Annotated in this window: 16 protein-coding genes and 1 pseudogene; 5 read left to right on the top strand and 12 right to left on the bottom strand. The window is 53.8% G+C overall.

Annotated features, from left to right (window positions below; genetic code table 11):
- Nucleotides 1-70: 70 nt before the first annotated feature.
- Nucleotides 71-451 (top strand): hypothetical protein, encoded by a 381-nt coding sequence (locus LBW87_RS06465; RefSeq protein WP_225200622.1) that lies wholly within the window; start codon nucleotides 71-73, stop codon nucleotides 449-451.
- A 31-nt stretch (nucleotides 452-482) separates the two neighbouring features.
- The gene (locus LBW87_RS06460; protein WP_225200621.1) at nucleotides 483-746 is read left to right on the top strand and encodes a CCDC90 family protein; all 264 of its coding nucleotides are present in this window, start codon (nucleotides 483-485) and stop codon (nucleotides 744-746) included.
- A gap of 558 nt (nucleotides 747-1304) precedes the next feature.
- Here LBW87_RS06460 and LBW87_RS06455 read toward each other — a convergent pair.
- The 8 genes from LBW87_RS06455 to LBW87_RS06420 form a co-directional block, all read right to left on the bottom strand.
- On the bottom strand, nucleotides 1305-2201 hold the full coding sequence (locus LBW87_RS06455) for a hypothetical protein (protein ID WP_225200620.1): 897 nt from the start codon (nucleotides 2199-2201) through the stop codon (nucleotides 1305-1307).
- 411 nt (nucleotides 2202-2612) lie between these two features.
- Nucleotides 2613-3902 (bottom strand): type II secretion system protein GspD, encoded by a 1290-nt coding sequence (locus LBW87_RS06450; RefSeq protein ID WP_225200619.1) that lies wholly within the window; start codon nucleotides 3900-3902, stop codon nucleotides 2613-2615.
- Nucleotides 3899-4972, bottom strand: coding sequence for a zonular occludens toxin family protein (locus LBW87_RS06445; RefSeq protein ID WP_225200618.1), 1074 nt, complete (start codon nucleotides 4970-4972; stop codon nucleotides 3899-3901). Before LBW87_RS06445 ends, LBW87_RS06450 begins: the two co-directional genes overlap by 4 nt.
- A 1-nt stretch (nucleotide 4973) precedes the next feature.
- Complete coding sequence (locus LBW87_RS06440; RefSeq protein ID WP_225200617.1) at nucleotides 4974-5261, bottom strand: DUF2523 family protein; 288 nt, start codon at nucleotides 5259-5261, stop codon at nucleotides 4974-4976.
- A 12-nt stretch (nucleotides 5262-5273) separates the two neighbouring features.
- Nucleotides 5274-6605: a hypothetical protein gene (locus LBW87_RS06435; RefSeq protein WP_225200616.1), complete on the bottom strand. Its 1332-nt coding sequence runs from the start codon at nucleotides 6603-6605 to the stop codon at nucleotides 5274-5276.
- A 164-nt stretch (nucleotides 6606-6769) separates the two neighbouring features.
- Nucleotides 6770-7006, bottom strand: a complete 237-nt coding sequence (locus tag LBW87_RS06430) for a major capsid protein (protein WP_225200615.1) — start codon at nucleotides 7004-7006, stop codon at nucleotides 6770-6772.
- Between the two features lie 387 nt (nucleotides 7007-7393).
- Complete coding sequence (locus LBW87_RS06425; protein ID WP_225200614.1) at nucleotides 7394-7588, bottom strand: hypothetical protein; 195 nt, start codon at nucleotides 7586-7588, stop codon at nucleotides 7394-7396.
- Nucleotides 7589-7763: 175 nt separating this feature from the next.
- Nucleotides 7764-8075 carry a hypothetical protein gene (locus LBW87_RS06420; RefSeq protein ID WP_225200613.1) on the bottom strand — a complete coding sequence of 104 codons (312 nt, stop codon included), beginning with the start codon at nucleotides 8073-8075 and terminating at the stop codon, nucleotides 7764-7766.
- Nucleotides 8076-8254: 179 nt separating this feature from the next.
- Here LBW87_RS06420 and LBW87_RS06415 point away from each other — a divergent pair, with 179 nt between their 5' ends.
- The 3 genes from LBW87_RS06415 (at nucleotide 8255) to LBW87_RS06405 (ending at nucleotide 9339) form a co-directional block, all read left to right on the top strand.
- Entirely contained in the window at nucleotides 8255-8578 is a 324-nt protein-coding gene (locus LBW87_RS06415; RefSeq protein WP_225200612.1) for a hypothetical protein, read from the top strand.
- Nucleotides 8579-8711: 133 nt separating this feature from the next.
- Nucleotides 8712-9062 carry a hypothetical protein gene (locus LBW87_RS06410; RefSeq protein ID WP_225200611.1) on the top strand — a complete coding sequence of 117 codons (351 nt, stop codon included), beginning with the start codon at nucleotides 8712-8714 and terminating at the stop codon, nucleotides 9060-9062.
- 31 nt (nucleotides 9063-9093) lie between these two features.
- Entirely contained in the window at nucleotides 9094-9339 is a 246-nt protein-coding gene (locus LBW87_RS06405) for a coiled-coil domain-containing protein (RefSeq protein ID WP_225200610.1), read from the top strand.
- A 48-nt stretch (nucleotides 9340-9387) separates the two neighbouring features.
- Here LBW87_RS06405 and LBW87_RS06400 read toward each other — a convergent pair whose 3' ends face one another.
- From LBW87_RS06400 to LBW87_RS06385, 4 genes and pseudogenes are all read right to left on the bottom strand, one after another.
- Nucleotides 9388-9924, bottom strand: coding sequence for a hypothetical protein (locus tag LBW87_RS06400; protein ID WP_225200609.1), 537 nt, complete (start codon nucleotides 9922-9924; stop codon nucleotides 9388-9390).
- Nucleotides 9925-10055: 131 nt separating this feature from the next.
- A complete protein-coding gene (locus tag LBW87_RS06395) occupies nucleotides 10056-10949 on the bottom strand; it encodes a hypothetical protein (protein ID WP_225200608.1) in 894 nt (297 codons plus the stop codon).
- Nucleotides 10950-11348: 399 nt separating this feature from the next.
- Nucleotides 11349-11699: a hypothetical protein gene (locus LBW87_RS06390; RefSeq protein ID WP_225200607.1), complete on the bottom strand. Its 351-nt coding sequence runs from the start codon at nucleotides 11697-11699 to the stop codon at nucleotides 11349-11351.
- A 196-nt stretch (nucleotides 11700-11895) separates the two neighbouring features.
- Nucleotides 11896-12096: pseudogene (locus LBW87_RS06385) on the bottom strand (transposase); the annotation flags it as partial.
- Nucleotides 12097-12107: the final 11 nt, after the last annotated feature.

Here is a 12107-nt window from a genome sequence, read left to right as displayed (position 1 = left end):
GAAGTCATCAGGCAAATGAAATACGAGCGCAGACCCAGCCAACGAACCATTTTCCAGTGGTCTGCCACACATGTTTCCCAAAGACAATAACGAGAAAACGATGCGCTATCCCAATACACGTTATGGCTATCACCAAGAGCTTGAATACTGGATGCAAGGAAGCTCGATCAAAGACGTCGCCAAGCGCTTGAAGCGTTCAGAGCGATCCGTGCATGACTGGATGACCGGCAAACGCAAGGTCCCTTGGTGGGTGCCCGAAATCCTTCGGCTCCAACGCATGGAATGGTACGACCGCATGCAGCAAATGAACATCAAAGTGCCAAAGGTGAACTTTGCCTTTGTGACTGCCGACGTTATCGAGTTTCCCAAGCCCCGGCCCGCAGTACAGCCCGAGATGACTCCTACAGCAGCATCAGCCACCCAACCAGACACAAAAACCGCCACCAGCTAAGCCGGTGCTATACTTTCCTCAAGGACGCAACATGGCAACAACGTTTTTTGATACCCACGCATATGTGAAGCAACTGGAAGCCTCAGGCGTTTCAACCGAACAAGCCGAAGCCCACGCAACCGCCCTAGCCCAAGCCATGAATAACGAACTGGTGAAAAAAGCAGACTTGAACGAATTCCGATCCGAGGTCAACACCCGGTTCACGGAAGCTGCCGGTCGCATCGAGCTTCTGAAATGGATGATCGGTTTTGTGCTGGCCACGAACGTCGCGGTGCTGTTCAAGATTTTCCACTAACCTGCGCGCTGCCACAAAACGAGAAAGCCCCGACATTTCGGGGCTTTTTTTCATGCGTGAGAGGTCGTCACCATCTACTCGAATATGACGTTGTCGATGATAAATGCTCCGCGATATAACTATTCAATCCACGCCCCGTGATCGCTAACACTTGCAGCCGCTGTACGTGACCAGGCCCCGGACGCACTTCATCAAAGAGATAGTGTCGATGCGTGCCCGACATGAACTCTATAATTATCGCTCCCGCCGCAATCTCAAAGCGCGCCACATCAGAATTCCCGCCGTAGTTTCGGTATGTTTCCATAGATTCCCCCCATAAGAGTTGCAACGAAATATTGCCAAAAAAGACAAATGGCAAAAAAGTGCGTGCGCCATAGGACTGAAAAGGAAAAACCCCTGACCCCTCTTGCATTGGGGGGAGGATCAGAGGTTTGTGGCTGGCAAAAAGAACTTTGCCGAGCAGGTCGCGCCCGAAGACACAACGACTTCACTATAGCAGACGTTACCGAAGTTGCAAGGTACGTTTACCTGTTGTTTAATCCATCGAAATTACAACAGTTAAAAGGGCGCTGTCTCAAACTGCGCAGCGCATGGCGGCGTCGCGATCCAGATAACATCCAGCCCTTTGTTGTACCAATATTGCGCTCCCGAAAGCCCACCCGCTTCAGCGATCAAGAAAGCGGTGCGTACCGCGTCGATAGATTTATTGCACACCAAAGGCCACGATATGACATCGGGCTTCGGTATACCGCGAGAGCAGAAATACCGTTTTTGCTCAAGTGTCCGACTAGACATTTCCTTCGAACAGTACTTCGCGATGTAAGCGGCCAGCTTATGAACGCCCTCCTTGCCAAAGCCAAATTTGGAAGGGTTACGAACGTCAATATTCGACATAGAGCGCCCAGCCTCATCCTTTCCAACTATCCCCGACCAAATTGAACGCAGCAAGTGATAGCACTGGCGACCTCGCACAGCCACGTGAAAATGAATGGCCCCGCGTTCTTGCACTTCAATAACAGCGACATACAAAAACTGGTTATGTTTGCCAACCCGACGCCGAAATTTATCCCAGTCCTTGAGAGCCCTCTCGCGATCAGTCACATTTTGACGGTAAGTGAGCGTGATCATGCGATCTGCCCCAATTGTCTTGCAAGCTTGGCGAACTCGCTTCTTTGCGGCACGCCCAGCTGTCTGGTCATTGCGTTCGCGATTCTCTGATTCACCGCGAGGCTTGCGAGACTTGGGCGTAATAGCTGGCCCTATGAAGTGTTTTTCCTTAGCGACAGTGATTTCCATCTGACCGTCAGGAAAAACTACCTTACGAGCCACGTAACGATCATTCCAGGTATTTTTGATACCGTCATCATCCCACCAGTCCGGTTTGAGTTGCTCGGGACGCACATCATCAAACATGATGTTTGACATATCGTCATTGACGATATAACTTTCAGACATTCATTCACCTATCTCAACTAGTTGGATGAACGCCCCGACCGGATTGCGATTCCTGTCGGGGCATTTTCTTTTCTCGACTGCCCTTCCCTACTTCATTCTTTCCTCTGCTTTAGCCCTGCGAAACTGGTGCTGTACGTTAAGTATGCTTAATACAAGTCTAGCGCTCGCTTCGCTCGCGCCGTCCTCGCAAGCTGCGGGCGGCGCGATCAAGCAAGCGCCCTCCCCGTAACGCACCCATCACAATGGCCGCCAAATCGCCGCATGCTTGTTTTCCGGCTACGCAGTGCGCTACGCGCAGGTCTACCGACCCGGCTGCTACGGAAACCATCGGGCTTTGCCCGAGCGCTACATGCGACGTCAGAACCGCCCCTAGAGCGCTACTGTCCCAGGTTTGGCAATAACCGAGGCACGTCACAGCCGCGACACCTGGAGGACAAGCAGAATCTCGCTTTTGCTGGTCTGGCCGGTGTCGGAGCGCATCCACTCAGGCAGGAAAGAGAAGCCAATGCGGCCCGAGCTTTCTCGGTTCTCGGCCAGGCCGCCGATGATGACGATATCGCCGTCCGCGACCGATAGCGAGGTGCGGACTTCGCGCTTGGTCAGCGTCGGCGAATTGTTGACGCCGGTTTGCGTCGTGACGAAGTTCGATAGCTGCTGGCCTACCGTCAGGTCGACCACGGAATCGCGGACCACTGGTGCCAGATCGAAGATGACGCCCGAGCTTCGATATTCGACCGACTGCACCGGAGCATTTCCGTTACCCGGATAGCTGACCGCACCCAGGATCGGCACATCCTGTCCGACTGAGAAACGACCGGACGCGCCCGACCGCACGCGCAGAGACGGCGCGGATATCGTCTTGAAACGGCTGTCACTCGACAGAGCGGAAAACACCGCATCAATTGACGTGTTCTTGAGGCGCACAAAACCGTCCAGCGTCGACGGCGTTGATAGCCCAGCGGTCACGGTGCCGCCCAGCAGATTCAACGCCAGCGAGAACGCCGAACCTTCGGCACCGTTGGACGCCACCTCAAACACCTGGCCGCGCACCATCACCTCACCAAGCCGCGTATCCAGTTGCGCCAACAGGCCGGACAGCTTTTTGATATCTGCGGCGGTGCCATTGAACACCAGGGCGTCAGCGACAGTATCAACCAGGGAGGCAGCAGATCCAGAGGGCGCTGGCGCTTTGCTCTGACCGATAGGCGCGTCAGCCGATACGGTCTGAGGTGCGCCGTGGATAGTGCGCGTCGATGTGAACTCGCCCTTTGGAAACAGCGCCCGCAGCAGTTCGACCAGGTACGTCACGTCGCGAAATTTGGGTCGATAGATGAAGGCCTCTTTATCCGGTTCAGGCTCCTTTACCGTGCTGACCAGGTCGACGCCATTTACGGTGCGAACAGCCAGGCCAAGCAGCGCCATGAAACGCGATACCTCTGATCGCGGCGAAGCCGCCGTACCAAACCGGAATGACACCAAGCGTTCATCGCTCACCACGTCAGGCTGGATCAGATAGGGCGTCTTGAGGACTTGCGTGTACATCACTTCGACCGCATCGGCGATCCGGACCCGCGACAGCTCGAATGCGCTATCTGGAATACCTGGCGCACCAGGTGGCAACATCGGCGGTAACGGTAGCAGCGGTGCGGCGTTACTAGCCAATGTGACGACTACCAGGAGCAGCGCAATTAGACGTTTCATTTCTTCCCCTCTACGTGTCCGGCCTGGACGACAGCGCCCGAGTACCGAGTGACTTTGGCACCGTCGATATCGCCGATGGTCTGCGGCCCCATCTGCACGAACATCGAGGGCGATTCGTAACGCAAACGACCGCTCTGGTCAGCGATCACGATGTAACTTGCATTCCCGATCCTGGCCGTTCCAGCAATGCGCCAGGTCTCTGAAAATCCAGGCTTCGGTGCCGGACTGGCACCCTTTGAATTCGCACCAGGTGTAGCCGCCCCACCCTGCTTCGCGTCCTGTGCAATTGGCGCGACTTCCTTCGGCGTGAAGAAGCGTTTGATGCTGTAGCCACCGATGGCCAGCGCCACCAACATCACCCCGGCCATCACCCACACCTTGCGCCGGGCCATCATGTTTTGCCGCTTGTCGACGTTGACGATCTTCCCTGCGGCACCGCCTTTGAACGATGAATAGAGCGGGAAAATATCCTTGCGGTACTTACGCAAAGTGACGCTGATCCGCACCGCTTTGGTCTGCTTGTTTCCCTCGAAAATTGACACGCTGTAGGTGTTGGAGAGACCGAGCGAAATTTTCTTGTGAGTGCGGATGTGGAAAGCGACCACGTTCTTGACGAAGCGATTCAGCGTCGACATGTCCTGAATCATCAGCACCAGGTCGCAAGCCACGCCTGTATCGGCGTTGGTGAAATGGCGATGCTCCAGGAAGAAACTTTTGTGTTCCTCCAGGAGCGTCGCCCCCGTCGCAGGCCAGAAGCGCCACGCCTCATCGATGCACACCAGGTCACCTGGTTGAACGGTGGTGTCGGTATGAGCGCCCTTCTGCGCGTCGTAATACGGAAAGAATTTTTGCTTGGGTACGTCGCCATTGGTGATATGGACTACCTCGCCCAGCGTGCCAGGCACCACCTTGTAATTCTTCTCGATGTAGTCGCGGATTTTCTCGCCATCGATGCCATCGACGTTCGTCACCACCCGTCGACCTTGTGCGATCGCCGGGACAATGACCTCTGACACGACCTCATAACTCTTACCGGAGCCCATCAGGCCGGTATAGACGTTGATGCCCATATCAGCCGATCACCGGCAGTCGCCGGATGGTGAAACGCGTCACATAGGCCGAGAGCAGCAACGGCACGCCAGCCTTGATATTGAACAGATTCAGGAAGTACCAAACGCCAGCCGGGATACCTCCAAAGGCAGCCCCCAATTGATCCGCGTTCGGCAGCATGGACGTGATAACCGCCATGAATTCAGTCGTAACGAAAAAGAGACCGAAGAACACGACAAACTTCACGATGATGGAACGCACTACGAATGCCAGGACGACATTCAGGGCCGACAAGACGATTCCGAACATGAGCTAAGCCTCCTATGCCCGAAGCACAATAAACAGCGCCATGAGCGCGTAGATCGCTGCCATGACGGCAACCAAGGTCGGCCTTGTCTGCTCCAGGAGCGCACAATGATTCGTAAAGCCGATGTCCTTGCCAAAGACCGGCACTTGCCAGGTCGGGCATTGCGCATCGATATTGGGAACGACAAACGACTTCACCGAGGGAAAGGCATTGGTCAGAGGGGCGATGATTTGCTGCGCCGTCGGAATAGGCTCCAGGCCAGGCGCGCCGATCCCAGGATCAGGGCCGAGGTTTGAGAGCGGTTCGGTCGACGGGTTCGTACCGGTGCTAGGCGCAGTTGGGTCCATCACCTGGACTGGCGTGGTCGAGGTCGGCATTGTGAAGGGCGTGCCAGCAGTGCCACCCGACGGGGCTGGCTGAGGCGCAACGAAATCGCCTACGCTGGGCCAGGATGTGGGGTTAGCCGATTGCCACGTCGCTACCTCCGTTGCCGTAATTGGATTTGTTGCGTCATAGGGCAATCCGTCATACCCAGGCGCAGCCGCAGCATCCTTCCAGGCTTCGTTTGCGAGGTCTGCAACAATCTGAGGGCTCAGCGGCATAGCCTTCTGCGCTTCAGTCAAGGCAGAAACAGCATCGGCAAGCGTTTTAACTGGTGCGCCCGCTGGTTCCGGAAAATTTGAAGCCGGGCAAGTGCCGTTGGTCGCCGATAGACCAATACCTGGACAGATTCTTGTGTTGCGTCCATATAGCGATGGCGCGCCACTAGCGCCAATGTCAACTTGAAAGCCAGTGTCGGTAAAGGTCCAAATCGCATGACACTCAGTGCCTACAGGAGCGTGTGTGGTGATATATGTTCTTCCCTGGGACGTGCCGGAGCCTTCAGGTCGAAAGCTGCAAGTAGCGTCTTTAGAGGGGGAGCATAAAGTCCCGTAACACCACATTTCCGAAGGAGCCGCTAGTCCTGCGGGCGTGTTAATGGACTGGGGATTATCGCCAACCTGGACCTGACCACTATCCTTGAAATACCAGTTCAGTCCATCCTGAACTGCGGCAGCAACGGCAATGCCAACGACGCCAGCGGCAAATAGCGTTACCCATGCAGGAGCCGTTGCGCCAGCAATGGCTGTCACTGCAGCACCAGCGGCAAGGCCAGCTATAGAGCCGCCCATATTCATCAGCGTGCTGCTGTAGCGCGGGTCGGAAGGCGTGAAGCCACGCGACTGCATTTTCTGCTGTGCCGCACCGGAAACGGCATTCTGCATTTTCGATACCGGAGCCTGGAGCGCCGATGCAGCCTGAGCGAACAAAGCGAGGATTAGCGCAAGAACGATATTGCGAATCATCGTGCACCCTCCAGGCCGGCGACAGTCGCCCAGGCACACACGATGCCCCAGCCAAAAACAAACAAGTACCAAAGGTTCGAATAGACCATCGCACATCCCCTATGCGCAGACGAAAAAAAAGGACGATGCAGCGCTACATCGTCCCTACTTGCGACTGGTGACGCTTAGGCCGACTTGAGGAACGACATCACCATTTTTGCTGCCTTGACGGTCACGTACACGACGGCCATCACTGCACCGATGGCCAGCACGCCGGTAACGATGTCTGCCGAACTGATGGCGCCAGTGATGGCGGTCAGATCGACGGTGGTGGCCGCATTCGCAGCCGGTGCAGCACCGACTGCCAATGCGACGCCAGTAACAGCCGCTCCGGCCAGCTTCTTTGCCTTGTTCACTTGCATGGTTCTACCCCTTATAAACACCGGAAATCGTCCGGCAACGTTTGCCCAACATAGGCAATTCTTTTCAAGCGAAAGCGCGATACAGCATCACGAACGCCATCACCCACAATGCGGCCACGCCAGCGACCAACAATCCAGTCAGACGGTGCAGAGCCATCTCATCCCTCCTTAATCATGTCGAGCAGGACGCCGACGCCTTTGCCGACGACGTAGCACACCAACACTAGCGAGAATGCGGCCGACCAGACTCCCGCGACCGAAGACGCATCTGGCACATCAACCGTGGGAACTTCCCATAAACAGACTTGTGCGAGACCGTCATCACAAGTCATCGCGCCGTAGGGCAACACACGCGGCGGCGTGTCTTGTTCGCAGCAGGGAACATACCTAGCCATTGCTGCCTCCGTGCTGATTTACGCGCTGCCGCTCCCGGTCTCTGCGGACTTTTCGTTCAGCGATCCAGTCCAGGACAAACATCAAAAAATTGGAAAGAAACGAACCGATAAAAGCGCAGACGATCAGGCCAAAAACCGTTACGGCGGCGGCATGCCTTATAGTTGCATCGTCAATATCAATAACCACGAATCCCCCTATGAACGTCCTAAACGGCATGTTTGATCGATACGCCGACGTATTCGAGCAATATCTATATCTGGCGCTAGCCCTAGTCGGCATAGCAGTCGCTGCAACGTGCTTACTTTGGATAAGGCGCAAACGTGAGCAAGAGCAATTCCCACCCGACTTCGACAGATAGCGATCAGGCCGCTGCCGTACCAGATGCGTTTGCACCACCCTTTTGCTTGTAGGGCGTGATGCTGTCGACGACAGACTGAATACGCTTGTCCTGAGCGACCGACAGGCGAAAGTCCACTTCATACATGCCACGAGGGATATCGTTGTATTGCTTCGGCAGAAGCAACTCGCCGACAAGCGGTTCCACTTGGCCGGAATCCTTGTTGATGTGGTGGACGATGCACTGAGCAAAGCGCATGTCATAGGCGTTACCGGTCTTTTTGCCGACGCCGGAGAGGGAAACAACGTGCAGAATTTCAATAATTGATTTAGCCATTTTCTTCGAGCCTCTAAGCTGAGATTTAGGAGACGCCGCGAAGGGAGTCGAACGCCCAAGCGCGGCACTTTTTTGTGTTTGTGATATCGTATGAAATAGCTCAAACGAACTAAGTACGAATGAGCTAACTCGAAGACGATATTAGCTCAAACGTACAAATTCAGTGATTGGAGTTTTAAATGAATTACGAAGATTTAATAGCCAAGGCTGTGAAAGGTCGCAGCGTCAACAGCTTGGCAAAAGAATGGGGAATCCCGCAGAAGACGCTAGATAACTACGTGAAAGGGACTCGAACACCAGACTTTCACACGACCATAATTTTGGTCAAGGAGTCGGGATTTACTGCGGAAAGAGTATTGAAAGTGCTTGCGGACCACGAAGCGAGTCGAAAGCTGACCAAAAGAGATATGACGGCAATTGCTGACAAGTTGTCGCCATCTTTTGATGCGTTACTGCGTATGGCAAACGCTTGCTGGAGTCAAATTCAGCGAGTGGCGCAGTAACTAATTTGCCTGATGACCTAAGTACAAATTATGCGAAATCCAAGCAAATCAAACAGCATTACAAAATTCCTGTCGGGAAACAATTTAAGGACTCCCGACACTCATCCTTGTTACCGCAAAATGAGAACAGAAAATGCGCTATCCCAATACGCGTTATGGATATCACCAGGAGTTTGAATACTGGATGCAAGGACGTACGGTCAAAGAAATCGCTAAACGCCTCAAACGGTCTGAACGGTCTGTGCATGACTGGATGTCCGGCAAACGCAAAGTCCCTTGGTGGGCGCCAGAGATTCTTCGGCTCCAACATATGGAATGGTACGACCGGATGCAGCAAATGGGCGTCAAGGTCCCAAAGCGAAAGTTCGGCATCGTCGCCGGCGATGTTATCGAGTTTCCGCCCGCCAGATCGGTCACAACACCAGAACCGGTCACCGTACCGGCACCTGCCATCCATTCAGACACAAAAACCGCCACCAGCTAAGCCGGTGCTATACTTTCCTCAAGGACGCAACATGGCAACAACGTTTTTTGACACCCACGCATATGTGAAGCAACTGGAAGCATCAGGCGTTTCGACCGAACAAGCCGAAGCCCACGCATCAGCCCTAGCCCAAGCGATGAACACTGAACTTAGCGAGCTACGCGCTGAAATGAACACGCGATTCGCTGAGGCTCGCGGTCAATTCGAACTGCTTAAATGGATGATGGGCTTCACCCTGGCTGGCGTGGTTGGAATACTGTTCAAGCTTTTTCACTAACAAGCGCCCTGCCTTCAAAAAGTAAAGCCCCTAATCATCGGGGCTTTTTTATTTCTTTTCTTCAACGCCTTCAGCTTGAATGCGATCAGCCAAGCCTTTAAAACAGGCATTCAGTGATTTCTTGTCTATATCGGAAAGCTGGGATGAGATCCCTACAATCGACTGCAAATTATCTCCTTTGTAAGAAACCGAGAACTGCACCTGCTCCCCGTACGCCATGGCATAAATGATCTCAGCCGACTCGACGAAATCCATGCCGCCGAGCACAAATCCGGCAGTTTCCGCAGGGACGTATTTAGTCGGAGTCGCTGCCTTCCCACTGTCTGACTTAGATATCCAAAAACGAATGGGCGCAGGCAACGAAATTTTCTGCTTGCCATTCTTTGCAAGCATATCGCTAGTTTTGATAGTTGACTTGCCGACTTTCACAAGCCCGAATCCGGGAAGCCGAACATTCAAGGAAAAGTCATAAACGGTATTAGTCTTCGGATCGCCAACTATTGAAACCGCACGAATACCGCACGCGTTAAAGCCACTTTCATCGCGAGAAATCTGTGCCTGGTAAGAAGAACTATCAGCCTGCATGAGCATCTGCGCTTGAGACGACTGAGAAATTAACAGCCCAAATCCAGACAATGAAATTGTAATTATTGAGATTTTTTTCAGCATATCTGGAAGGAAAAAATTGAATAATATGGTTACAAGAATTTACCACATCAAAAAGGGCATAATTCTTGTCTTCCCGCCGACGGTGCCGTAGCAATCCATATCACGTCAAGGGCCTTGCTATACCAAAAATGTGCTCCGTCAAGCAATCCAGCGCTGGCTATCGCAAATGCTGTTTGAACGGCCCCCAGCGAATTGACACTGGCGATAGGCCAGCTCTGCACGTCCGGCTTCGGAATCCCCCTGGAAGAAAAATAACGTTTCTGATCTAGTTCGCGAGCATCCATTTGCTTGCCGCAATACTTGGCAATGTACTCTGCTAATTTGTGGATGCCATTCTTGCCAAAGCCAAACTTAGTGGGATTGCGAACATCGATATTCGACATCGAATTACCAAATTCATCTACGCCCACAATGCTGGACCAGATCGAGCGCAACAAGTGATAGGACTGGCGACCATTGACCGCGACATGGAAATGTAGCGCACCCCGCTTCTGTTCCTCAATGACCGCAACATAGTGAAATTTCTTATGTTTTCCGACACGACGGCGGAATTTATCCCAGTGTTTGAGCGCGACTTCACGGTCCGTCATGTTATCCCGGTAGGTCAGTGTAATCATCCGATCAGCGCCAATCGACTTGCAGCGATCACGCACATTCTTTTTGGCAGCACGACCGGCGACTTCCTCATTACGCTCACGATTCGCTGACTCGCCACGCTTCGTGCGTTTGCCTGTGTATGCCGGGCCTATGAAATGTTTTTCCCGGCAGACAACTACTTCCATCTGTCCATCCGGATAAACCGTTCTACGGGCCATATAACGGTCGTTCCAGGTATTTTTATGGCCGTCATTATTCCAGCCAAAGAATTCTTGATGCAACTCGTTGCAAGATTCAAACGAAACATTTGACAGGTCGTCATCGACCGTATAATTTTCAGACATTCATTCACCTATTTCAACTAGTTGGATGAACGCCCCGACCGGATTGCGACTCCTGTCGGGGCATTTTCTTTTCTGGACTACCCTTCCCTGCTTCGTTCTTTCCTCTACTTCGGCCCTGCGGAACTGGTGCTGTACGTTAAGTATGCTTAATACAAGTCTAGCGCTCGCTTCGCTCGCGCCGTCCTCGCAAGCTGCGGGCGGCGCGACCAAGCAAGCGCGCTCCCCGTAACGCATCCTTCACAGTCTCCTCCACATCGACGCATGCTTGTTTTCCGGCTACGCGCAGGTCTACCGACCCGGCTGCTACGGAAACCATCGGGCTTTGCCCGAGCGCTACATGCGACGTTAGGACCGTACCTGGAGCGCCACTGTCCCAGGTTTGGCAGGGACCGAGGCCCGTCACAGCCGCGACACCTGGAGGACAAGCAGAATCTCGCTTTTGCTGGTCTGGCCGGTATCAGAACGCATCCACTCAGGCAGGAAAGAGAAGCCAATGCGCCCCGAGCTTTCTCGGTTCTCGGCCAGGCCGCCGATGATGACGATATCGCCGTCAGCGACCGATAGCGACGTTCGGACTTCGCGCTTAGTCAGCGTCGGCGAATTGTTGACGCCGGTTTGTGTCGTGACGAAGTTCGATAGCTGCTGGCCTACCGTCAGGTCGACCACGGAATCGCGGACCACTGGTGCCAGGTCAAAGATGACACCAGAACTGCGATATTCGACCGAATGTACAGGGGTGGTCAGTAACAATCTTGGAATCTGTGCGCCGGATGATATGACGGAGCTCAATCAAAAGGCCGTGCGTGTACTCAGGCTAGCGTCGACCGGGGTCTGACCTGCCGGGGCCGGGGCTGTGCGAATGAATCCAAACGTCTAAGTTCGGCATCTGAAGGCACAGATCAAGCGCAACCGAGGAGCGCGATATCTTAAAAAGGTGGCGATGAGTTCAACTGGTGACGGCAACATCTATGCTGGCATTTAGTTTATCTGCAGGCGTCATGAAACCCAACGTCTTTCTGGGTCGTTGATCCAGTTGTAAGGCGATCTTGTTCAGATCGCTTTGCGAGTAGCTCGCCAGACTGGTACCTTTAGGGACGTATTGACGAAGCAGTCCATTGGTGTTCTCGTTCGTATCACGCTGCCACGGGGGGCAGTTCA

The sequence above is a fragment of the Herbaspirillum sp. alder98 genome (genome assembly GCF_020179755.1).
Taxonomy (GTDB): domain Bacteria; phylum Pseudomonadota; class Gammaproteobacteria; order Burkholderiales; family Burkholderiaceae_D; genus Herbaspirillum.
Note: the sequence above shows the minus strand (reverse complement) of the source record. Positions and strands in the feature narration are given on the sequence as shown.